The organism is Rhizobium deserti (genome assembly GCF_004358025.1).
In the GTDB taxonomy this organism is placed as follows: domain Bacteria; phylum Pseudomonadota; class Alphaproteobacteria; order Rhizobiales; family Rhizobiaceae; genus Neorhizobium; species Neorhizobium deserti.
On record NZ_SMTL01000002.1, the window covers coordinates 1 to 20,945 of the forward strand.

General features: G+C 59.6%; 21 protein-coding genes. 10 read left to right on the forward strand and 11 right to left on the reverse strand.

The window, feature by feature from the left end:
• The first annotated feature begins 215 nt into the window (after positions 1-215).
• On the forward strand, positions 216-1,337 hold the full coding sequence (locus E2F50_RS06390; RefSeq protein ID WP_133315271.1) for an acyltransferase family protein: 1,122 nt from the start codon (positions 216-218) through the stop codon (positions 1,335-1,337).
• Here the strand turns inward: E2F50_RS06390 and E2F50_RS06395 are convergent.
• The 3 genes from E2F50_RS06395 to E2F50_RS06405 form a co-directional block, all read right to left on the reverse strand.
• Entirely contained in the window at positions 1,273-1,755 is a 483-nt protein-coding gene (locus E2F50_RS06395; protein WP_133315272.1) for a GNAT family N-acetyltransferase, read from the reverse strand. The two genes, E2F50_RS06390 and E2F50_RS06395, sit on opposite strands and share 65 nt — an antisense overlap.
• 71 nt (positions 1,756-1,826) lie before the next feature.
• Positions 1,827-2,414: a J domain-containing protein gene (locus tag E2F50_RS06400; protein WP_133316352.1), complete on the reverse strand. Its 588-nt coding sequence runs from the start codon at positions 2,412-2,414 to the stop codon at positions 1,827-1,829.
• A 123-nt stretch (positions 2,415-2,537) separates the two neighbouring features.
• Positions 2,538-3,692 carry an MFS transporter gene (locus tag E2F50_RS06405; protein WP_161974042.1) on the reverse strand — a complete coding sequence of 385 codons (1,155 nt, stop codon included), beginning with the start codon at positions 3,690-3,692 and terminating at the stop codon, positions 2,538-2,540.
• Between the two features lie 185 nt (positions 3,693-3,877).
• Between E2F50_RS06405 and E2F50_RS06410 the strand changes: the two genes are divergently transcribed.
• Positions 3,878-4,300, forward strand: coding sequence for a DUF4864 domain-containing protein (locus tag E2F50_RS06410; protein ID WP_133315274.1), 423 nt, complete (start codon positions 3,878-3,880; stop codon positions 4,298-4,300).
• A 25-nt stretch (positions 4,301-4,325) separates the two neighbouring features.
• Here E2F50_RS06410 and tgt read toward each other — a convergent pair whose 3' ends face one another.
• The 5 genes from tgt to coaD form a co-directional block, all read right to left on the reverse strand.
• Positions 4,326-5,456, reverse strand: coding sequence for a tRNA guanosine(34) transglycosylase Tgt (tgt, locus tag E2F50_RS06415; protein ID WP_133315275.1), 1,131 nt, complete (start codon positions 5,454-5,456; stop codon positions 4,326-4,328).
• 6 nt (positions 5,457-5,462) lie between these two features.
• Positions 5,463-6,545 carry a tRNA preQ1(34) S-adenosylmethionine ribosyltransferase-isomerase QueA gene (gene queA, locus E2F50_RS06420; protein ID WP_133315276.1) on the reverse strand — a complete coding sequence of 361 codons (1,083 nt, stop codon included), beginning with the start codon at positions 6,543-6,545 and terminating at the stop codon, positions 5,463-5,465.
• Positions 6,546-6,614: 69 nt separating this feature from the next.
• Positions 6,615-7,115, reverse strand: coding sequence for a peptidylprolyl isomerase (locus E2F50_RS06425; RefSeq protein WP_133315277.1), 501 nt, complete (start codon positions 7,113-7,115; stop codon positions 6,615-6,617).
• A gap of 54 nt (positions 7,116-7,169) precedes the next feature.
• On the reverse strand, positions 7,170-7,742 hold the full coding sequence (locus tag E2F50_RS06430; protein ID WP_133315278.1) for a peptidylprolyl isomerase: 573 nt from the start codon (positions 7,740-7,742) through the stop codon (positions 7,170-7,172).
• A 28-nt stretch (positions 7,743-7,770) separates the two neighbouring features.
• Positions 7,771-8,265 carry a pantetheine-phosphate adenylyltransferase gene (coaD, locus tag E2F50_RS06435; protein WP_133315279.1) on the reverse strand — a complete coding sequence of 165 codons (495 nt, stop codon included), beginning with the start codon at positions 8,263-8,265 and terminating at the stop codon, positions 7,771-7,773.
• Between coaD and E2F50_RS06440 the strand changes: the two genes are divergently transcribed.
• The 3 genes from E2F50_RS06440 (at position 8,264) to E2F50_RS23170 (ending at position 9,015) form a co-directional block, all read left to right on the forward strand.
• Positions 8,264-8,539 carry a hypothetical protein gene (locus E2F50_RS06440; protein WP_133315280.1) on the forward strand — a complete coding sequence of 92 codons (276 nt, stop codon included), beginning with the start codon at positions 8,264-8,266 and terminating at the stop codon, positions 8,537-8,539. The two genes, coaD and E2F50_RS06440, sit on opposite strands and share 2 nt — an antisense overlap.
• Positions 8,540-8,714: 175 nt before the next feature.
• On the forward strand, positions 8,715-8,852 hold the full coding sequence (locus E2F50_RS22905; protein ID WP_161974044.1) for a hypothetical protein: 138 nt from the start codon (positions 8,715-8,717) through the stop codon (positions 8,850-8,852).
• A 22-nt stretch (positions 8,853-8,874) separates the two neighbouring features.
• Positions 8,875-9,015: a hypothetical protein gene (locus tag E2F50_RS23170; RefSeq protein WP_202615425.1), complete on the forward strand. Its 141-nt coding sequence runs from the start codon at positions 8,875-8,877 to the stop codon at positions 9,013-9,015.
• A 103-nt stretch (positions 9,016-9,118) separates the two neighbouring features.
• Here the strand turns inward: E2F50_RS23170 and gyrA are convergent, their stop codons facing one another.
• A complete protein-coding gene (gyrA, locus tag E2F50_RS06445; RefSeq protein WP_133315281.1) occupies positions 9,119-11,935 on the reverse strand; it encodes a DNA gyrase subunit A in 2,817 nt (938 codons plus the stop codon).
• Positions 11,936-12,161: 226 nt separating this feature from the next.
• On the opposite strand from gyrA, the gene E2F50_RS06450 reads away from it, so the two are divergent.
• The 3 genes from E2F50_RS06450 (at position 12,162) to E2F50_RS06460 (ending at position 14,553) form a co-directional block, all read left to right on the forward strand.
• On the forward strand, positions 12,162-12,791 hold the full coding sequence (locus E2F50_RS06450) for a MarC family protein (protein WP_133315282.1): 630 nt from the start codon (positions 12,162-12,164) through the stop codon (positions 12,789-12,791).
• Between the two features lie 68 nt (positions 12,792-12,859).
• Positions 12,860-14,041: an HPP family protein gene (locus E2F50_RS06455; RefSeq protein WP_133315283.1), complete on the forward strand. Its 1,182-nt coding sequence runs from the start codon at positions 12,860-12,862 to the stop codon at positions 14,039-14,041.
• 119 nt (positions 14,042-14,160) lie between these two features.
• Entirely contained in the window at positions 14,161-14,553 is a 393-nt protein-coding gene (locus E2F50_RS06460) for a GFA family protein (protein WP_133315284.1), read from the forward strand.
• Positions 14,554-14,681: 128 nt separating this feature from the next.
• Here E2F50_RS06460 and E2F50_RS06465 read toward each other — a convergent pair whose 3' ends face one another.
• The gene (locus E2F50_RS06465; protein WP_133315285.1) at positions 14,682-15,218 is read right to left on the reverse strand and encodes a single-stranded DNA-binding protein; all 537 of its coding nucleotides are present in this window, start codon (positions 15,216-15,218) and stop codon (positions 14,682-14,684) included.
• Positions 15,219-15,466: 248 nt separating this feature from the next.
• On the opposite strand from E2F50_RS06465, the gene uvrA reads away from it, so the two are divergent.
• Positions 15,467-18,388 carry an excinuclease ABC subunit UvrA gene (gene uvrA, locus E2F50_RS06470; RefSeq protein WP_133315286.1) on the forward strand — a complete coding sequence of 974 codons (2,922 nt, stop codon included), beginning with the start codon at positions 15,467-15,469 and terminating at the stop codon, positions 18,386-18,388.
• Between the two features lie 20 nt (positions 18,389-18,408).
• On the forward strand, positions 18,409-19,221 hold the full coding sequence (locus tag E2F50_RS06475; RefSeq protein WP_133315287.1) for a DUF72 domain-containing protein: 813 nt from the start codon (positions 18,409-18,411) through the stop codon (positions 19,219-19,221).
• On the opposite strand, the gene E2F50_RS06480 is transcribed toward E2F50_RS06475, so the two are convergent.
• Positions 19,218-20,693: an NAD(P)H-hydrate dehydratase gene (locus E2F50_RS06480; protein ID WP_133316353.1), complete on the reverse strand. Its 1,476-nt coding sequence runs from the start codon at positions 20,691-20,693 to the stop codon at positions 19,218-19,220. The two genes, E2F50_RS06475 and E2F50_RS06480, sit on opposite strands and share 4 nt — an antisense overlap.
• Positions 20,694-20,945 lie beyond the last annotated feature (252 nt).

The following is a 20,945-nucleotide window of genomic DNA, read 5'->3' on the forward strand; positions in this document are numbered from 1 at the left end:
ACCCGCCCCGATCTGATCTTGCAACCGGGATCAGCCGCTCAGATCGGGGCTGATCCTCGAGCCGTAGAGCGCTGAAAGTGACATTTCTACTTTGCACCACGGCGGACAATTCAACCTTGCAGCCACATAGTCTGGCGTTAGGTGGGCTGGTGCTGACACGCCCGGTATCTTAGAGTGCACCTCTTCTGGTTCCTTCATCTCAGTTTCCCGAGCCCATGCCGTCAAACAATTCCCAGCACCCGCGCTTCGTTCTGCTCGATGGCCTACGCGGCATTGCTGCGCTTTTCATTATCCAGCGCCATGCCCCAAGTCTGCTCGGCGACGAGCTGCCATCCAGTTATCTCGGCGTCGACCTGTTCTTCGCGCTGAGCGGCTTTGTGCTGGCACATGCCTATGGCGCAGCGATTGCGGATCAATGGATCTCGGCGTTGGCTTTCATGAAGATGCGGCTCTTCCGCCTTTATCCGCTTTACGGGCTGGCGCTGTTCCTAATGACGACCTTTTTCATCACGCTTTGGCTTTCTAACGTTCCCACGCCGCTCGATGACCTGCATCGACCCATTGACCTGCAGGAGCTCGCCATCGCTCTCGTCACCGGCTTGCTCTTCATTCCTGCGCCCTTCAGCCTGACGCTCAACGGCGCGCTTTTCCTCGTGCATCCCGCCTGGTCGTTGTTCAATGAGCTGGTCGCCAACATCGTCTACGGCCTTTGGGGTGCCCGCGCCCGTACCAAGCACCTTCTGATCGTGGTTGCGGTGAGCGCGGTGGTCCTCGTGTTTGCCGCTGCCGAATTCGGCCGACTGCATGCCGGCTTCCGCTGGAGCGAGATGCATGCCGGAATGGCGCGTGTCTTCTTCTCCTTCTTCGTCGGTGTTTTGATCTACCGGCTGCGTTCACGCTTACCGAAGGTGCAGCCGCTGGTCGCCATCGGGTGCCTGGCCTTCGTCATCCTGATCCTGGCATTTCCGACGCCCAAGCCTCTGAAGGCCTATTTCGACCTGTTCGTCGTCGTTTTCTGCTGGCCCGGCCTGCTGTTGGTTGCCAGCCGTTGCGTTCCCGATCCGGTGACTGGAAAGATCTCAGCTTTTCTCGGCACCGCATCCTACGCCGTTTACGTGCTGCATGTGCCGCTCTTGGCTTGGACGGAACATCTGCTGCCCCATATAACCGACAGCCGTGCCATACCCTATGCCGGTCTGGTTCTGATGGCGGCTATCACCGCGGTATCCTGGTATGTTACGGTCCACATGGACCAGCCGCTGCAACGCTGGTTCAAGAACCGCTTGCGAAGGCCACAAGTTTTTCGCCCGATAAGCGATAGCGGATCCACTCGTTAAGCGGCTCCGCGCCGATTGCACCGTAAACGCGAATGGCGGGCGTATTCCAGTCCAGGACGCTCCACTCGAAACGCCCGCAGTTATTCTCGACAGCAATGGCCGCCAGGCGCCGCAGCATTGCCTTGCCGGCACCCATCCCGCGAGCGTCGGGTGTTACATACAAGTCCTCAAGATAGAGCCCGTTCCTGCCCTGCCAGGTGGAATAGTTGAAGAACCAGACTGCCATGCCGATCGGTTCGCCATCCATCTGGCAGATCAGGGCACGGGTTACCGCCCCTGCCCCAAAAATCGTCTCTTCGATAGTCTCGACAGTCGCCAGAACTTCGTTCTCTGCCTTTTCATAGATTGCCAGCTCACGGATAAACCGCAGAAGCGTCGGCGCATCTTCGCGAACAGCTTCGCGGATATGGAGCGGCATGTGGGGATAACTCTCTTAGTTTGGTCCGCCGTTAGGCCGGTTTGCGGAAACCAACAAGCAAAGCCGAGGCTTCACTCCGCCGCATCCTTGATCTCGGCAACCGCTTCGATTTCGTAGGTATAGCCGTCCAGCATTCCATAGGCCTGTTCTATGTTGGCGATTTCGGTTTCGGCCTTGGTGATTGCGTCCGATATCGTTCCGCAGCGCGCCCGCAGCATCCGTCCGAGAACGTCATTGCCCGGCTTGCGGCCCATGCGGTCCAGATGATTGCGGATGCGAGCCCGGTGGCGCTCCATTTCGAGAATGTGGAAGCGGGCGTTGACGACCTTGTCGGTCAGCTTACGCCGCATGGCGGCAACCGGATCGAAGGAACCCGGATCCCGCTCGTCAAGGATCATCTCGTTGACCAGCGTTTCGAGAATAACCAGGCCGTGGAGATCCTTGCTGTCGGCAAGTTCCGCATCGTATCCCGTGTCGTCATAGACCTTACGCCGCAACGGGTCGTTCAGCAGCTCATAGGACGTCGTCAGCCGGCTGAAGAGCTCGACATCGCCGCCCGTGTCCGGGTGAGCCGACTTCGCGCGCTTGCGATAGGCGGTCTTTATGGCGGCGCCGTCCGCTTCGCGGGCAACGCCAAGAATCTCGTAAGGGTCGATCACAGCGTCACCTGTTTTCGGCAAGTCGGTTTCAATCTGGTAACGGCTAAACTCCGTGGCCTCAAGCCATTATCCATTCATATGGCCAATTAGGGGCAGTCCCCGTCCCTGCCCCATTTTCCACAGCTAGTGCCTGAGAAAGGGCATCATCGTGCGCCGGCCATCCGCGACCGGTGCCATGAGAAAGCTCAAGAGGACACACGGCAAGAGGACCACAAAAGTGCCGATCAAGCTGACATGTTCGGCAATCAAGCCGAGCAGCGGCGGCACCCCGATGGTTGATAGCATGAGGGTCAAGGAAAGTGCCGCCAGATTTTCGGACGGTCGTCCCTTGCCGAGCGCGATTGTCGTCGAAACAGCCAGCGGAAAAGCCAGAGCCACACCGCAGCCGATCAGGAACAAGGCTGAACCCGCCATGAAGAAGCTCGAACTTCCCACCAGCAGCATGATGCCCGCGGCAACCGATATGGCCGATCCACGCACAAGCACGGTCGCCCCGAACCCGTCCCGCAACTTGTCCCCCGCAAGCCGGGTCAACCCCATACCTATGGTGAAAGCAGCATAGAGAATGCCGGCAATGGCCGGATCGGCACGAAGCTGCTCGCGCAGGAAGAATATGCCCCAGTCATAAACGGCGCCCTCGACGATGCAGAGGCCGAAGACCATGAGGCAGATCAGCAGGATGGTCCGATCGGGAATGACATAAGCAGAGCGCTTCCCCGCTGCGGGACTGGCCGGCGCGGCATCCTTGGGCGTGACGACCCACACCAGAAGACAAGCCAGTAGGGTAAAGGCCGCTGCCATGATCTGTTGCAGGAACGGGGTGACCGCTTTTTCCGCGAGGAAGCCGGAACAAACGGATCCCGCCAACAGGCCGACGGACCAGAAACCGTGACTTCGGGAAAGCACCTTCTTGCCCGTTCGCTGTTCGATGCCTGTCGAGATCATGTTGGCGGCGACGTCGAATATCGTCCTGAAAAAGCCGAACAGGAAAAAGCAGATCAGGAAGCCCCAGAGTGGTGCGATCGTCAGCAAAGGGCTGAGCAAGGCACAGACCGGCAATGTCAGGACAGCCGTCAGCCTTGGGGTCAGCCTGTCTGTGATGCGGCCGGCAATCGGCAAGGCGAGGAAGGTCCCGACCGGAGCGCTCAGGAGCGCTAAGCCCAGCACCGCTTTGTCGACGCCCAGGGACAGTTGGATGGCGGGCAGGCGCGTGAAAAGAGAAATGAAAAGGATCGCATTGCTGAAATAAAGCAGCGCCGGTGGCAAAAGGATTTTCATGGAAAGGTAATCCGCGAATCGAGGCTCCGTGCCCATTCGTGCCAGCCTCCCCCGCCCGCCGCAAGCCGCCTGTCGCTCGTGCCGGCAGAGGTAAAACAGGCTTTCGGGAATAAATTAGTCTGTGCATCTTTTCCTTCGACGCAAAGGCGCTAGCATCCCTGCTGTGTCAGAAGGAAAACTCGATCATGGTCCGAAGGATTGCGGTGCTTTTGGTTTCTGCTCTCATCTGCGCCGCGGGAGCCCGCGCAGAAGACCCGGTGGTTCAAGCCCAATCAGTCATTGCGAGCCAGATCGCCGCGCTGATGCACGAAGACGCCGAAACAGCTTATTCTTTTGCGTCTCCCGGCATCCGAAGCCTCTACCCCGACAAGAATGCGTTTCTTTCGATGGTTCGAAAGCAATACGACGCCGTTTCCAACGCCGGAACCTACGCCTTCGGCCGCTCCAAGCTGATCGGCGGTGGCGAAGTCGTGCTGCAGGAGGTGATGATCAGCGCCAAGGAGGGCAAGGACTGGACCGCCATCTACGAGATGAGGCTCATGGATGACGGTTCCTATAAGGTCAATGGTGTCAGGATGATCCGCAACACCGCCAGCCAGGGTATATGACGCGGGCGACACACGCCATGGCCTGTCACAGCGGCGCAATATCGCCCTCAGCCCAGGCCTGCTGTGTTTCGGCATAGAAGTCGGCGAAACGACCTTCGGCAATCGCCTGGCGGATACCCTTCATCAGGTCCTGATAATAATGGAGATTGTTCCAGGACAGGAGCATCCCGCCAAGAGCCTCGTCTGACCGCACCAGGTGATGCAGATAGGCACGCGAGTAATCCCGGGCTGCCGGACAGCTGGATTCTTCATCCAGCGGCCGCGTGTCTTCGGCATGCCGGGCATTGCGGATATTGACCTTGCCGCGGCGCGTGAAGGCCAGCCCATGGCGGCCGGACCGGGTCGGCATGACGCAGTCGAACATGTCTATGCCACGCGCAACGGATTTCAGGATATCGTCCGGCGTGCCGACCCCCATCAGGTAACGCGGCTTTTCTGCCGGAAGCACTGGAAGCGTCGTTTCCAGCATTTTCAGCATCACGTCCTGCGGCTCGCCCACCGCAAGCCCGCCGACGGCATAGCCCTTCAGATCCAGCTGCGTCAGGCCTTGAGCCGAGCGGACGCGCAGGTCCGGCTGGTCACCGCCTTGCACGATGCCGAACATGGCCTTGCCAGGCTGCTCGCCGAAAGCCACGCGGCAGCGTTCAGCCCAGCGCAATGACAGTTCCATCGCCCGCTCGATCTCTTTTGGCTCCGCCGGAAGAGCGACGCATTCGTCGAGCTGCATCTGGATGTCGGAGCCGAGCAGGCCCTGGATCTCGATAGAGCGTTCTGGCGACATATGGTGAAGGCTGCCGTCCACATGGCTCTTGAAGGTGACGCCCTTTTCGTCGAGCTTGCGCAGCCCCGACAGCGACATAACCTGAAAGCCACCGCTGTCGGTCAGAATCGGATGCTCCCAGCGGATCAGCTTGTGAAGCCCGCCTAGCCGTGCCACGCGCTCAGCGCCGGGGCGAAGCATCAGATGATAGGTATTGCCGAGGATGATGTCCGCCCCGGTATCGCGCACCTGGTCGAGATACATTGCCTTGACGGTCCCGACTGTTCCGACGGGCATGAAGGCAGGCGTGCGGATCGTGCCGCGCGGCATGGAGATTTCGCCAAGACGTGCGCCTGCATCCGTGGCTTTGAGGGTGAACTGGAAATTCTCGGTCATCGTGTTTCAGTCTTTCCGGAAAAGCAGGCTCGCGTCTCCATAGGAGTAGAAGCGGTAGCCCTTGGATATGGCGTGGTCATAAGCGGAGCGCATGATCTCCAAGCCCGAAAATGCCGAAACCAGCATGAAAAGGGTTGATCGTGGCAGGTGGAAATTGGTCATCAGCACGTCGACTGCCTTGAAGCGGTAACCGGGCGTGATGAAGATGCCGGTGGCGCCGCTCCAGGCTTGGATCGTGCCGTCGTCGCCGGCCGCACTTTCGATCAGCCGCAGGGATGTCGTGCCGACGCAGACGATGCGCCCACCTCGCGCTTTCACGGCATTCAGCCGCGCCGCGATCTCCGGGCTGACATAGCCGATCTCCTGGTGCATCCGGTGATCGCTCGTGTCGTCCGCCTTGACCGGCAGAAATGTCCCTGCCCCTACATGCAAGGTCACGAAATGGCGCTCTATGCCAGCCGCATCGAGAGCCTCGAAAAGCGCTGGCGTGAAATGCAACCCAGCCGTCGGCGCGGCGACTGCGCCTTCTTCGCGGGCATAGATGGTCTGGTAGTCTTGTTGGTCCTGCGCATCCTCGGGCCGCTTGGCGGCGATATAGGGTGGCAGCGGTATGTGTCCGACCTCCATGATCGCCTCGTCCAGGGCAGGTCCTGCCAGATCGAAGCGCAGCGTGACTTCGCCACCCTCGCCCTTGTCTTCGACCGTGGCCGCGAGCGCGCCCAGCAGGCAGGCATTGCCGTCATGGCCGAACTCAATGCGGTCGCCGGGCTTGATGCGCTTGCCGGGCTTGGCGAAGGCCTTCCATCGATCCGGAGCGGTGCGCATGTGCAAGGTCGCCGAGACCGGCTGTGTCCCTGCCCCCTCGCGCAAGCGCGTGCCCTCGAGCTGGGCCGGAATGACCTTGGTGTCGTTGAAGACCAGCGCGTCACCCGGCTTCAGGAACGTCGGTAGATCGAAAACATGATGATCGGCGAGAGCCGGTTCTTCATCGGGCTTGATAACAAGCAGCCGCGCAGTTTCGCGCGGGCTTGCCGGCCTCAGCGCAATGTTTTCTTCCGGCAGATCGAAATCAAACAGATCGACACGCATTGCAGATGTCCAGATAAGCGAAACCCGCTCCAGCGTAGGTTGGAGCGGGTTTTCCGATTTAAAATAGGATTAAACATCGGCGGCGACGCGAATCGACACAATCGCGTCAGGATCCTTAGGCGGCTCGCCCTTGTTGATTTTGTCGACATTTTCCATGCCTTCGATGACCTGACCCCAGACGGTATACTGCTTGTCCAGGAAGGTCGCATCGTCGAAGCATATGAAGAACTGCGAGTTGGCGGAGTTTGGATCGCTGGAACGCGCCATGGAGCAGACGCCGCGCAGGTGTTTGACGGCGGAGAATTCCGCCTTCAGGTTCGGCTTCTCGGACCCGCCCATGCCGGCACGATCCAGGCTACCGCCCTGCTTGCCGAACTTCACGTCGCCGGTCTGCGCCATGAAACCGGAGATGACGCGGTGGAAAACCACGCCGTCATAGGCGTTCTCGCGAGCCAGTTCCTTGATACGTGCCACATGGCCCGGCGCCACGTCCGGCATGAGCGAGATCACGATCTGGCCCTTGGTGGTTTCCATGATGAGGGTGTTTTCCGGATCCTTGATCTCGGCCATGTCTTTCTCCTTGGTTTTATCTGTAGGCGCTGACTTGCTACGTGCGCAAGTCTGCTACTTCTTGCCGACGGCGACCTTGATCATCTTGTCGGGATTGGTCACTTCGCCATTGCTACCATCGCCACGCTTGATCTTGTCGACCGCGTCCATGCCCGACACGACCTTGCCGATAACGGTATACTGGCCGTTGAGGAACGGGCCATCGTCGAACATGATGAAAAACTGCGAATTGGCGGAGTTGGGGCTCTGCGAGCGGGCCATGCCAACCGTGCCGCGTTCAAATGGCGTCTTGGAAAATTCGGCTGGAAGGTCGGGCAGATCTGAGCCGCCAGTCCCGGCCCGGGACGCGTTGAAGCTCGGGCTGCCCTGCTTGCCGAACTTCACGTCGCCAGTCTGTGCCATGAAGCCGTCAATGACGCGGTGGAACACGACGTTGTCATAGGCTCCCTTGGCAGCCAGCGCCTTGACCTGCGCCACATGCTTGGGCGCTGCCTGCGGCATCAGTTCGACAACCACCGGACCATCCTTCAGCTGAATAGTTAGATAGTCGTCGCTAGCCGCAGCGGCCGGCGTGGCAAGAGCAGCAATCGCAACAATGCCGGCAAAGGCAAGACCAAGCAGTTTCATTGGGAACTCCGTTTTCCAGCAGATTGACTCAGCGTTTCAGCCTGTCGTTGAGGGCCTTGAGGACGGCGGCGGGAACGAATGCACTGACATCCCCACCCATGGCGGCGATCTGCCGGACCAATGTGGCCGTAATGGGCCGAGACGCGGTTCCGGCAGGCAGAAATACCGTCTGAATGTCCGGCGCCATCTGCCTGTTCATGCCCGACATCTGCATTTCATAATCGAGATCGGTTCCGTCGCGAAGCCCCCTGATCAAGATGCTGGCGTCATTATCCCGTGCCGCGTCTACCACCAGCTTGTCGAATGCGACGACCGATACGGCGCCGGAGCTTTCCGGCAGCACTTCGTGCAGTGATGCCGTGATCATCTCGGCGCGCTCGTCGAAGGTGAACATCGGAGCTTTGCCGGGGTGTATGCCGATCGCCACCACGATTTTTGACGCGACATTTAAAGCCTGAACCAGCACGTCGAGGTGACCCCGGGTCATTGGGTCGAAAGAACCGGGATATAAAGCTGTCGTCATGCCGGCGCCAGAAGAGGAAACGAGGAAAGATTTCCCGGCCTTTTGTCATGGACTGCTGCCTGCCGCAAGGCTTCACCCTTCTGAACGAAATATGAATGACCCGTTCAACGCCGTTTCAGAAGGCTTGTGGTTGAATGCGGACATTGGCGGGATGCGACCCCGCATCCTTAATGGAGCAACTTGGGACATGCTGGCGCTTCTGGTGATTATCGCTGTTTTGATGGCACTTGCTCTGGATGCGTTGCTCTTCCTCGTTGATCCCGAAGAAGCGTAGCGGCCTCCGATTCTGAACGCCAGATGAACAAGCCATTCAAGCATGCTTCAGAGCGTCTAGGTTAAGTTTCTCTCAAATACGGTGGAACCTGCGCTTCAAATGGGCGTTCAGGCAAACAAGAAGGACAGCGGAGATGATCGCGAGAAGAAAGACAGTCAGGCCCGACAAGATTACCATGATCAACTTGGTATGGACGGCCATGATCGCTGTGATGCTCACAGCAACCTTTACTCTTTATCATGACAAATCCGGCCTGACAGAATTGAAGTACCCGCAGGTGACCGGTCGCTACAGCGACATTTCTTACTACTGAGGCGGGTACATGGCGCAAAGGGATGACCATGTTCGTAACGTTGACTGTGCTTGCAGGCCTGATCAGTGCAATGTTCGTGGCATCCGTAGCCTCAACTATCTCCGCTCTTCGTCGTGAGCGTGACGAGATGGAAGACTTTGCCCGCCGCCACAGCGCGTTCTGATCTCGGCACCCGCCGCTAGTTCCGCAGCTTTCACAGTTTCCAATAAAAAAGCCGGAGGGTTTATCCTCCGGCTTTTTTGCGTCTGAATAGCAACAAGATGCCGCTATTCGGTGGCACCGTCGTCAGCACTGTCGGAATCCGGTGCTGGAGCGCCAAGATCTCCGGTCACTGCCGTGATTTCTTCCGGCAGGTCAGCGCCGTTCTCGTCGTCGCCTTCCGGTTCGCTGATACGCTCGACCGAAACAACTTTTTCGTCCTTGGCAGTGGAGAAGATCGTTACGCCCTTAGTCGCACGGCTGGCGATGCGAATACCGCCGACCGGCACGCGGATCAGGACGCCGCCATCCGAAACCAGCATGATCTGGTCCTTTTCCTCGATCGGGAAGGCTGCAACCAGCTCACCGATTTCCGCAGTCTTCGACGTGTCGGTGGCGCGGATACCCTTACCGCCTCGACCCGATGTACGGAAGTCGTAGGAAGAGGAACGCTTGCCGAAGCCTTTTTCCGAAACCGTCAGCACGAATTGCTCGCGAGCCTTCAGCTCTTCATAACGTTCGTCGGAAAGCTGTCCCTCTTCGGTGACTTCCTCGCCAACCAGCGCAATATCGTCCTCGTCTATGCCTGCAGCCCGCCGCTCTAGGGCCGAGCGCTTGAGATAGGCGGCACGCTCCCACGGCTCTGCGTCCACATGGCCGACAATCGTCATCGAGATGATACGGTCGGAGCCACCGAGCGAGATGCCGCGCACGCCGATAGAGTTGCGTCCGGCAAAGACGCGAACGTCCTCCACGGGGAAGCGAATGCACTGCCCGAGAGCCGTCGTCAGAAGAACGTCGTCCCGTTCGGTACAGGTCTCGACCGAAAGGATTTCGTCACCCTCTTCCTCGAGCTTCATGGCGATCTTGCCGTTCCGGTTCACCTGGATGAAATCGGAAAGCTTGTTGCGGCGGACGGTGCCTCGTGTCGTCGAAAACATGACGTCGAGGTTTTCCCAGGTCGCCTCGTCCTCGGGCAGCGGCATGATGGTGGTGATGCGTTCGCCGGCTTCCAGCGGAAGCATGTTGATCAGCGCCTTGCCCCGCGATTGCGGCGTGCCGATCGGGAGGCGCCAGACCTTTTCCTTATAGACAATGCCACGCGAAGAGAAGAACAGCACCGGCGTATGGGTGTTGGCGACAAACAGCCGAGTGACGAAGTCGGCGTCGCGGGTCGCCATGCCAGACCGGCCCTTGCCGCCCCGGCGCTGCGCCCGATAGGTCACAAGCGGCACGCGCTTGATATAGCCGAGATGCGAGACGGTCACGACCATGTCTTCGCGGGCGATGAGATCCTCATCGTCCATTTCGAGGCCGCCTTCGAGAATTTCCGTCCGGCGCGGTGTGCCGAATTCGTCGCGCACGGCGGCAAGCTCGTCTTTGACGATCTGCTGGATACGGATGCGCGATGAAAGGATATCGAGATAGTCGCTGATTTCGGCGCCGATCTTGTTCAGCTCGTCGCCGATTTCATCGCGGCCAAGCGCCGTCAGGCGGGCAAGCCGCAGTTCCAGGATCGCCCGTGCCTGCTCTTCCGAGAGATTGTAGGTGCCATCCTCGTTGATCTTGTGGCGCGGGTCGTCGATCAGGCGGATCAGCGATTCCACGTCGGCAGCCGGCCAGCGGCGCGTCATCAATTGTTCGCGGGCAGTTTGGGGATCTGGAGCGCGACGGATCAGAAGGATGATCTCGTCGATATTCGCGACGGCGATCGCCAGACCGACCAGGACATGGGCGCGTTCGCGGGCCTTGCGGAGCAGATATTTAGTACGCCGGCTGACCACTTCTTCACGGAAGGAGACGAATGCCCTCAGCATGTCGAGAAGCGTCAGCTGTTCCGGCTTGCCGCCGTTCAGCGCCACCATATTGCAGCCGAACGAGGTCTGCAGCGGGGTATACCGATAAAGCTGGTTGAGGATGACATCGGCATTGGCGTCGCGCTTCAGCTCGACGACAACGCGGTAACCCTGGCGGTCCGACTCGTCGCGCAGGTCGGAAATGCCTTCAATTCGCTTTTCCCGAACAAGTTCGCCGATCTTCTCGACCATTGAAGCCTTGTTCACCTGGAACGGAACTTCTGTGATGATGATCTGCTCGCGATCGCCGCGCATTGGCTCGATCCGAGCGCGCCCGCGCATCATCACCGAACCGCGGCCTGTCTCATAGGCCTGCTTGATGCCCGCACGGCCAAGGATCAGAGCGCCGGTCGGAAAGTCAGGGCCTGGAATGATCTGGATAAGTTCCGGAAGTTCGATCTCCGGGTTTTCGATCAGCGCGATACAGCCGTTGATCACCTCGGTCAGATTGTGTGGCGGGATATTTGTCGCCATGCCGACCGCGATGCCGCCTGCCCCGTTGACGAGCAGGTTCGGAAACCGCGCCGGCATCACGACCGGCTCCGACATGGTACCGTCGTAGTTGTCGCGGAAGTTGACAGTCTCTTTGTCGAGATCGTCGAGCAGCGAATGGGCGGCCTTCTGGAGCCGGCATTCCGTATAACGCTGGGCTGCCGGAGGATCGCCGTCGATCGAGCCGAAATTGCCCTGGCCGTCGATCAACGGCAGGCGCAGCGACCAATCCTGCGCCATGCGTGCCAGCGCGTCGTAGATGGCCGAGTCGCCGTGCGGGTGGTATTTACCCATCACGTCACCGGTCACGCGGGCGGACTTCACATATTTCTTGTTCCAGTCGATCCCCATCTCGCTCATGGAGAAAAGGATGCGGCGATGCACCGGCTTCAATCCGTCACGGACGTCAGGAAGCGCGCGGCTGACGATGACGCTCATGGCGTAATCGAGATAGGACCGCTGCATCTCCTCCATGATGGAAATGGGTTCGATGCCTGGAGGCAGCTTTCCGCCGCCGGGTGTGCTTTGCTCAGTCAAATCGGATCACGATCTTTGTTCGGAATCAGTTTGGTTTTTATAACGGAAAGCGGTCCCGAGCGCCAATTTCCGCCGTGGTTTTGAACAGTTTTCGCAACCGCTTCCAGTCGCTGCGGCCGAACAGGCGCTCGGACCACATGCAAGGAGCAGGCTTTCATTCCTGGACAGCCTGTCCTAACAATCTTCCCGTGAGACTGCAAGGATTGCAGCAGGATAGGGAGAGCACATGGCAAGCCCGGATATGTTGGTCAACGCACTAACAACAATGCTGGTGACGCTTGACCCGCCGGGTCTTGCGCCGGTCTTCCTGGGCTTGACCGTCGGCATGACCACTGTCCAGCGCCGACAGGTCGCGCTGCGCGGTTCGCTAATCGCTTTCGGCATTCTCGCCGTCTTCGCCTTGTTCGGCTCCAGCGTGCTCGGCCTGCTCGGCATCTCGATCGGCGCCTTCCGGATTGCAGGCGGCCTGCTGCTCTTCTGGATCTCCTTCGAAATGGTCTTTGAAAAGCGCCAGGAGCGCAAGGAAAAGACCTCGCAGGCAGCCATCACCATCGACCAGATCCACGACATCGCGGTCTTCCCGCTGGCGCTGCCGCTGATCGCCGGACCGGGCGCCATTTCCGCCACCGTCCTGCTCGCTGGCACGTTCACCTCCGCATGGGATCGTGCTCTGCTGATTGCGGTCATCGCGCTCATTCTATTGGGGCTCTATGCAGTGCTTCTGATCGCCGAGCGCCTGGACCGGTTCCTGGGGGTAACCGGCAGGGCGATCCTGACGCGCCTGCTCGGCGTTATCCTCGCCGCCCTGTCCGTTCAGTTCGTGGTGGATGGGATCAGAGCCGCCTTCAGCATCTAGCGCCCGAAGGGGTTGCTTTGCGGGAATTTCTGCTAAAAGGCGGCCGGAATGAAGATCGGAGGGTCGTCATGCGTCTCATGTTGCGCCGGCTGCTGCCGGAAGCCAGCCCCGTCAGCTCCCATGAACGGTTGCGTTCCGCAATCGGCGCACTGCTGGGTGTCTTGGCAACCGGATTTATCGGAGCTCTGGCCATGGGCAGCGCAACTGTCGCCCCGGCTTTGATCGCCCCCATGGGGGCATCCGCGGTCCTGCTCTTCGCCGTGCCTTCCAGCCCGCTCGCGCAACCCTGGTCCATCCTGTGCGGCAATACGATATCGGCTCTGGTTGGCGTGACTGTCGCGCTTCTGGTTCAAAACCTCTTCTTAGCCTCTGCGCTGGCGATCGGGTTCGCCATACTGGCCATGATGACACTGCGTTGCCTTCATCCGCCGAGCGGAGCCATTGCGCTGACTGCGGTTCTGGGAGGTCCGGTCATTCATGACCTAGGATACAGTTTCGTCCTTTGGCCGGTGGCTGGCAATTCGCTTGCAATCCTGCTGGTGGCGCTGGTCTTCAACAATATGACCGGCCGCCCTTATCCGCGGTCCATCTTGCCCTCCTCCGCCAGTCACGGAACGTCCGATCCACCGCCGGCACAGCGGCTGGGCTTCACCAGTCGCGATCTCGACGAAGTTTTGAAAGACTATGACCAGGTCTTCGATATCGAACGTGACGATCTTGAGGAGATCCTCCGCCGCACGGAGCTGCGCTCCTATCGGCGCCGTGCCGGGCACCTCGACTGCGGCGCCGTCATGTCGCGTGATGTCGTGGCCGTCGCCCCGGACACTTCCCTAAAGGAAGCGCATAAGCAGATGCGCATCCACCACATCAAGGCATTGCCGGTAACCAATGACCAGGCAGAAGTGGTCGGCATTGTCACCCAGACCGATTTTCTCGACAAGGCTGCCTGGACGACCGGCCGACCGGTAATCGGCTTCGCACAGCGCCTGAGGCTCGTCCTGTCTGGTGCGACGGCTCCCAATGATACGGTAAAGGACATCATGACGACGCCGGTCAAGACGGTGACGCCGGATGCGCCGCTGGCCGATGCCATCATCATGTTCGCCGAACAGGGCCTCCACTACCTGCCCGTGACGCGCAGCAACAACAAGCTTGCCGGCATCTTATCGCAGTCGGATGTCCTCGCTGCCATGCTGGCCGACCGAGCCACCGCTCAGGAAGCCGCGCAGGTTCCTTTCGGGATGTCTTGAACAAGGACCCGCAAGTTCCGCCATCGTGGACCGGCCGCCATGTCTGTCACCAGGCCGTGACGTGGTAACCGCCCAATGATATGACGGAAAGCAAATTCGGCAGCCGGAGGAGGCGGAACATGGACACGTTCAAAGGCGGATGTCTATGCGGCGATGTCAGGATCACGGCAAGAGGACGCCCCTATCGGGTCGGCATTTGTCACTGCCTTGACTGCCGCAAGCACCATGGAGCTCTTTTCCATGCGTCGGCCATTTTCCCGGAGAAAGCCGTAACGATCTCCGGCGAGACAAGGGACTATGCCGGGCACTTCTTCTGTCCCCGATGCGGCTCGCCCGTGTTTGCACGCAGCGCCGACGAGATCGAGGTCAATCTAGGCGTTCTTGATGCGCCTGACCAGATGATCCCTACTTATGAGCTCTGGACTGTACGCCGGGAAGCGTGGCTGCCACCGTTTCCTGTTACCAGGCGATACAGTCGCGACCGGGATCCTGCAAGCCGGCTCGAGGAATAGGTCTCTCCGGAAGGCCCGACCGAGCATTTGCGCATGCCCGGTTTTGCATGGGCTGCTCAGGCCTGCGCCTACCGGCGTTCGGCAGATGCATCATCAGCGTTCAGCTTCCGAGCTCCCGCCGATCACGATCAAAACGGGATGTCGTCGTCCAGATCACGTGAAAAATTGCCGGCCGGCTGCGAGCCGCCGCGGCTGGAACCGCCCGACGGACGACGGTCGAGATCGTCACCGCCGAAATCGCCACCGCCAAAATCACTATTGCCGCCGCGACCGCTACCGCCGCCATAGCTGCCTCGCTCGCCACCGCCCTCACCGCGACCATCCAGCATAGTCAAGGTCGAGTTAAAGCCTTGAAGCACGATTTCCGTAGAGTAGCGGTCATTGCCCGTCTGGTCCTGCCATTTGCGGGTCTGAAGCTGTCCCTCGATATAGAGCTTGGCACCCTTCTTGACATATTGTTCGACGACTTTGGTCAGGCCTTCGTTAAACACCACGACGCTGTGCCATTCCGTTTTTTCCTTGCGCTCGCCGCTGTTGCGGTCGCGCCAGGTTTCGGACGTCGCGATACGCAGGTTGGCGATCGGGCGACCATCCTGCGTGCGGCGAATTTCCGGATCCGCGCCCACATTCCCGATCAGGATTACCTTGTTCACACTACCAGCCATGTCCGTCACCTTCTCTGCCGCCTGCCTGGCAGCATTAAAACCATTTCCACATTAATAGCCCATTGCCTCGCTTCGTTGGGCTTCAGCAGCCGTTAATCCACAGCCAAATTCGTTCTTTATTTGTTCTATTTTCTTTCTATACTACTGTCAACCGAGTCGCCGGCCATTCGGGATTGGGCTACTTTCACCTCGACAGGCGCGGATCAGTCACTACATAAGGGCCTTCAATTCTCCCGAAGAGCATAACGATGAGCGAACTGAAGACCATTTCGATACGTGGTGCGCGCGAGCACAATTTGAAGGGCATAGATCTCGATCTGCCGCGCAATTCGCTGATCGTCATGACCGGCTTGTCCGGTTCCGGCAAGTCGTCCCTCGCCTTCGATACAATCTATGCCGAAGGGCAGCGCCGATATGTGGAAAGCCTTTCGGCTTATGCACGGCAGTTCCTTGAAATGATGCAAAAGCCCGACGTCGATCAGATCGAAGGGCTTTCTCCGGCAATCTCGATCGAGCAAAAGACGACCTCTCGCAATCCACGCTCCACAGTCGGCACGGTCACCGAAATCTACGACTATATGCGCCTGCTTTTTGCCCGCGTCGGCGTGCCTTACTCTCCAGCGACCGGCCTTCCGATCGAGAGCCAGACGGTTAGTCAAATGGTTGATCGCGTGCTCGCTTTCGAGGAAGGCACGCGCCTCTACATCTTGGCGCCGATGATCCGTGGACGCAAGGGCGAGTACAAAAAAGAGCTCGCCGAGCTGATGAAGAAGGGCTTTCAGCGCGTCAAGGTCGACGGTCAGTTCTATGAGATCGCCGAGGTGCCGGCGCTCGACAAGAAATACAAGCACGACATCGATGTGGTTGTCGACCGGCTCGTGGTGCGCTCTGACATCGGCGCTCGCTTAGCCGACAGCTTGGAGACTTCGCTGAAGCTGGCCGATGGGCTGGCTGTTGCGGAATTCGCCGACAAGCCTTTGCGCGCGGAAGATACGGCGGCCGGCGGCTCCGCCAATAAATCGCTGAACGAAACGCATGAACGTGTGCTGTTTTCGGAAAAATTCGCCTGCCCTGTGTCCGGTTTCACCATTCCGGAGATCGAGCCGCGGCTGTTCTCATTCAACAACCCCTTCGGCGCCTGCCCCACCTGCGATGGTCTAGGTTCGCAGCAGAAGGTCGATGAGAACCTGATCGTTCCGGAGCCCGCACGCACGCTGCGCGACGGCGCCATTTCGCCTTGGGCGAAATCCACATCCCCCTATTACAACCAGACGCTTGAGGGATTAGGCAAGGTCTTTGGCTTCAAGCTTTCCAGCCGCTGGAACGAGCTTTCGGAAGAGGCGCAGAACGCCATCCTGCGCGGCACCGAAGAAAAGGTGGAATTCCACTATGCCGACGGCGCCCGCTCCTACAAGACGGTCAAGAACTTTGAAGGCATCGTGCCGAATCTCGAGCGCCGCTGGAAGGAAACCGATTCCGCTTGGGCGCGAGAAGAGATCGAGCGTTACATGTCTGCGGCCCCCTGCCCGGCTTGCAAGGGCTATCGCCTGAAGCCCGAGGCGCTGGCGGTCAAGATCAACAAGCTGCAGATCGGCCAAGTCACTGAAATGTCCATTCGCGTGGCGCGCGACTGGTTCGAGGCCTTGCCGGCGCAGTTGAATACGAAGCAAAACGAGATTGCCGTGCGCATCCTCAAGGAGATCCGCGAGCGCCTGCGATTCCTGAACGATGTCGGGCTGGACTATCTCAGCCTGTCGCGCAATTCCGGCACGCTTTCCGGCGGTGAAAGCCAGCGCATCCGGCTTGCATCGCAGATCGGCTCGGGCTTGACGGGCGTCCTCTACGTGCTCGATGAGCCGTCGATCGGTCTTCACCAGCGGGATAATGCTCGTCTGCTCGACACGTTGAAGCACCTGCGCGACATCGGCAATACGGTGATCGTCGTCGAACATGACGAAGATGCCATTCTGACGGCTGACTATGTCGTCGATATCGGCCCGGCCGCCGGCATTCATGGCGGCACCGTGGTCGCGGAGGGCACGCCGCAACAGGTCATGGCCAATCCCAAGTCGATGACCGGCAAATACCTGTCGGGCGAACTCGGCGTTGCCGTGCCGGAGGAGCGCCGCAAGCCCAAGAAGGGCAAGGAGCTGAAGGTTTTTGGCGCCCGAGGCAACAATCTCAAGAATGTTACCGCGGCCATTCCGCTTGGCGTCTTCACGGCTGTGACCGGCGTATCGGGCGGAGGAAAATCTACCTTCCTGATCGAAACGCTTTACAAATCGGCAGCCCGACGCGTGATGGGTGCGCGCGAAATTCCGGCCGAACATGACCGCATCGACGGTTTCGAACACATCGACAAGGTCATCGACATCGACCAGTCGCCGATCGGGCGTACGCCGCGTTCCAACCCGGCCACCTATACCGGCGCGTTTACGCCGATCCGCGACTGGTTTTCCGGTCTGCCGGAAGCCAAGGCACGTGGTTACGCGCCCGGCCGCTTTTCGTTCAATGTCAAGGGCGGCCGCTGCGAAGCCTGCCAGGGCGACGGGGTCATCAAGATCGAGATGCACTTCCTGCCGGACGTCTATGTCACCTGCGACGTCTGCCACGGCAAGCGCTATAACCGAGAGACGCTGGACGTGCATTTCAAGGGCAAGTCGATTGCCGATGTGCTGGACATGACGGTCGAGGAAGGCGTCGAATTCTTTTCCGCCGTGCCCGCCGTGCGCGACAAGCTGCAGTCCCTCTTCGACGTGGGCCTCGGCTACATCAAGGTGGGTCAGCAGGCCAATACGCTTTCGGGCGGCGAAGCGCAGCGCGTCAAGCTTGCCAAGGAATTGTCGAAGCGTTCGACCGGCCGCACGCTCTACATCCTCGACGAGCCGACAACCGGCCTGCATTTCCACGACGTCGCCAAACTTCTGGAAATGCTGCATGAGCTGGTCAATCAGGGCAATTCCGTCGTGGTCATCGAGCACAATCTGGAAGTCATCAAGACGGCGGACTGGATCATCGATATCGGCCCCGAAGGCGGTACCGGCGGCGGTGAGGTCGTCGCGCAAGGCACGCCTGAGCAAATCGTCAAGGAGAAGCGATCCTATACCGGTCAGTTCCTGAAGGATCTGCTCAACCGCCGGCCGATCAAGAAGGTGCAGGCAGCCGAATAGGCTGGCTTAGGAGGGAAACGATGACCAAGGCTGGCACGATCCGTACCGGCATCGGAGGGTGGACCTTCGAGCCGTGGGAAGGCACGTTCTATCCGGACAAGCTCACCAAGAAGAAGCAGCTGGAATATGCGGCGAGCCGGCTGGCGGTGATCGAGGTCAATGGCACCTATTACGGGTCTCAGAAGCCCGAGACATTCGCCAAGTGGGCCTCCGAAGTGCCGGACGATTTTGTTTTTTCGTTGAAGGCGAGCCGCTATACGACCAACCGAAAAGTTTTGGCGGAAGCCGGAGAATCGATCGAAAGGTTCTTCAGCCAAGGCTTGACCGAGCTCGGCGATCATCTCGGCCCGATCCTCTGGCAATTCGCGCCCACAAAGAAGTTCGAGCCTGACGATTTCGAAGCCTTCCTCAAGCTGCTGCCGAGCAAGATCGAGGGGCTGAATCTCGATCATGTGGTGGAGGTTCGCCATGACAGCTTCAAGGTTCCGGAATTCATCGCGCTGCTGTCGAAATATAATATCGCGCCGGTCTGCGCCGATCATTTCGATTATCCGCTGATCGCCGACGTGACAGCAGGATTCGTCTATGCCCGGCTGCAGAAGGGCTCCGACGACATCAAGACCTGTTATGCGGATGACGACATGAAAGCGTGGGCCAGGCGGCTGGAGACATGGTCGGAAGGCGGCGTGCCGGATGACTTGCCGCTTGTCGACCCTTCGCACAAGCCGAAGAAGCAGCCGCGCGACGTATTTGCCTTCTTCATCCACGAGGGCAAGGTCAATGCGCCCCAAGGCGCCATCGCGATGCAGGAACTGCTGGAAGCTTCTGCTTAACCGTCGAGCTCGACGCCGGCATGGGCTGCAAGGTCTTCGGCCGTCATTCCCCTGCCTGCGGCTTTGGCGGCCTCGCCATGCAGATAGACGGACGCGGCGGCGGCTTCGAAGGCCGGCACGCCTTGTGCAAGCAGCGCACCGATCATTCCAGCCAGAACATCGCCGGAGCCGGCCGTCGCCAGCCAGGGCGGCGCATTGGTGTTGATATAGGCTCGCCCATCCGGGGCAGCGATGACCGTGTCGGCGCCTTTGTAGACGATGGCTGCATGCGCCCTTTCTGCAGCCCGCACCGCCTTTTCCAGTTTGCTAAGCTCTGTATTGCCTGCAAGATCAGGGAAGAGCCGCGAAAACTCTCCTTCATGCGGGGTCAGCACCAGATGCGGATCGCCACCGGAAAAGGCACTGAATAGCTCGCTCGGGTTTTCCCGAAAAGAGGTGATCCCGTCGGCATCGAGCACCAGCGGCCGAACCTTGAGCAGAAGACTGAACTGCCGGGCTTTCTCGCCGATGCCGAAACCTGGTCCAAGAACGAAAGCTGCAAGCTTGGCACTGTCCAGCCAGCTTTGCAGAACCTGCGCAGTATCGATCTGGTGTAGCATGATGGCGGTCAGCGACGCCGCGTTGACTGACATGGCATCGGCGGGCGATGCGACCGTTACGAGACCGGCGCCGCGCTTCAGCCCTGCAAGAGCCGAAAGACGCGCAGCGCCCGTACGGCCCGCCGGTCCGGAAAAGACGGCCAGGTGGCCACGCCTATACTTATGTCCGTTTTCATCCGGTACCGGCAGAAGATGGCCCCAAAGGTCCGGATGATTTTCCGCCCAACCTTCGGTTATAGAACGGATGATCCTCGCCGGTATGCCGATGTCGACGATTTCAATGTCACCGCATAGGGATCTGCCCGGGAGGAGCAGATGGCCCGGCTTGCGGTTCATGAACGTGACCGTGCGGGTGGCTTTGAACGCCGCCCCGAGCGGGACGCCACGCCGTCCGCAGAGCCCGGACGGGAGATCGACCGCAAGAAGCGGCAGAGCAGCCTCGCCTATCTTGTTCACCAACTCCGCCACGAGGTCAGGCACGTCCCGAGTCAATCCGGCGCCGAACAGCGCGTCTATGACCACGTCTCCTTGCCGGGGCTGGTAGCCCGCAAGCGGCGCCCGGGAGATCGCGTCTTCCTCCGCCCGCAGTAGATCTTTGCCTATCTGCCCTTCGTTCATTTCATAGACAGCGACCGAGGCGCCCGCCTGTGCCAGTGCACGCGCGGCAACATAGCCGTCCTTTCCATTATTGCCTGGGCCGCAAAGCACAACGTAGCGCAAAGCCTGAGGGAAGTGCCGCAAGGCGGAGGCGGCAACGGCCTGCCCTGCCCTTTCTACCAGATCGGCCAGAGCAATACCCGAATCAACTGTCGCGGCGTCGGCCTTGGCCATCTCGGAGGGCGTAAGAAGCATATGTTTCAGGTGAGACTTCATGCCGATCATTGAAGCGAAACCGCGATGGAAAACAAGTCCATCTGGATCGGCAATGATGGTGACAAATTACGCATTTGCCTACTTTGTGTCCGCTTCATCTGGGGCATCCGTTTCACGCAGTTGAGGCTCGCGGGACGAAAGCCGGAGCCGTACACACCCAGCAGCACAAAAAATAGGAGACTTGCCGTCACTTTTTGCGCAGATGCTTCGATTTCTGAAAGTTTCGGTGAGAAGAAGCATTATCCTTTTGAA

Excerpts from the sequence above, each read along its gene's own strand:
- E2F50_RS06390 (WP_133315271.1), top strand. The coding sequence starts at position 216 with ATGCCGTCAAACAATTCCCAGCACCCGCGCTTCGTTCTGCTCGATGGC.
- E2F50_RS06395 (WP_133315272.1), bottom strand. The coding sequence starts at position 1,755 with ATGCCGCTCCATATCCGCGAAGCTGTTCGCGAAGATGCGCCGACGCTT.
- E2F50_RS06405 (WP_161974042.1), bottom strand. The coding sequence starts at position 3,692 with ATGAAAATCCTTTTGCCACCGGCGCTGCTTTATTTCAGCAATGCGATC.
- E2F50_RS06410 (WP_133315274.1), top strand. The coding sequence starts at position 3,878 with ATGGTCCGAAGGATTGCGGTGCTTTTGGTTTCTGCTCTCATCTGCGCC.
- tgt (WP_133315275.1), bottom strand. The coding sequence starts at position 5,456 with ATGACCGAGAATTTCCAGTTCACCCTCAAAGCCACGGATGCAGGCGCA.
- queA (WP_133315276.1), bottom strand. The coding sequence starts at position 6,545 with ATGCGTGTCGATCTGTTTGATTTCGATCTGCCGGAAGAAAACATTGCG.
- E2F50_RS06425 (WP_133315277.1), bottom strand. The coding sequence starts at position 7,115 with ATGGCCGAGATCAAGGATCCGGAAAACACCCTCATCATGGAAACCACC.
- E2F50_RS06430 (WP_133315278.1), bottom strand. The coding sequence starts at position 7,742 with ATGAAACTGCTTGGTCTTGCCTTTGCCGGCATTGTTGCGATTGCTGCT.
- E2F50_RS06440 (WP_133315280.1), top strand. The coding sequence starts at position 8,264 with ATGCCGGCGCCAGAAGAGGAAACGAGGAAAGATTTCCCGGCCTTTTGT.
- coaD (WP_133315279.1), bottom strand. The coding sequence starts at position 8,265 with ATGACGACAGCTTTATATCCCGGTTCTTTCGACCCAATGACCCGGGGT.
- E2F50_RS22905 (WP_161974044.1), top strand. The coding sequence starts at position 8,715 with ATGATCAACTTGGTATGGACGGCCATGATCGCTGTGATGCTCACAGCA.
- E2F50_RS23170 (WP_202615425.1), top strand. The coding sequence starts at position 8,875 with ATGACCATGTTCGTAACGTTGACTGTGCTTGCAGGCCTGATCAGTGCA.
- E2F50_RS06450 (WP_133315282.1), top strand. The coding sequence starts at position 12,162 with ATGGCAAGCCCGGATATGTTGGTCAACGCACTAACAACAATGCTGGTG.
- E2F50_RS06455 (WP_133315283.1), top strand. The coding sequence starts at position 12,860 with ATGCGTCTCATGTTGCGCCGGCTGCTGCCGGAAGCCAGCCCCGTCAGC.
- E2F50_RS06460 (WP_133315284.1), top strand. The coding sequence starts at position 14,161 with ATGGACACGTTCAAAGGCGGATGTCTATGCGGCGATGTCAGGATCACG.
- E2F50_RS06465 (WP_133315285.1), bottom strand. The coding sequence starts at position 15,218 with ATGGCTGGTAGTGTGAACAAGGTAATCCTGATCGGGAATGTGGGCGCG.
- uvrA (WP_133315286.1), top strand. The coding sequence starts at position 15,467 with ATGAGCGAACTGAAGACCATTTCGATACGTGGTGCGCGCGAGCACAAT.
- E2F50_RS06475 (WP_133315287.1), top strand. The coding sequence starts at position 18,409 with ATGACCAAGGCTGGCACGATCCGTACCGGCATCGGAGGGTGGACCTTC.
- E2F50_RS06480 (WP_133316353.1), bottom strand. The coding sequence starts at position 20,693 with ATGAAGTCTCACCTGAAACATATGCTTCTTACGCCCTCCGAGATGGCC.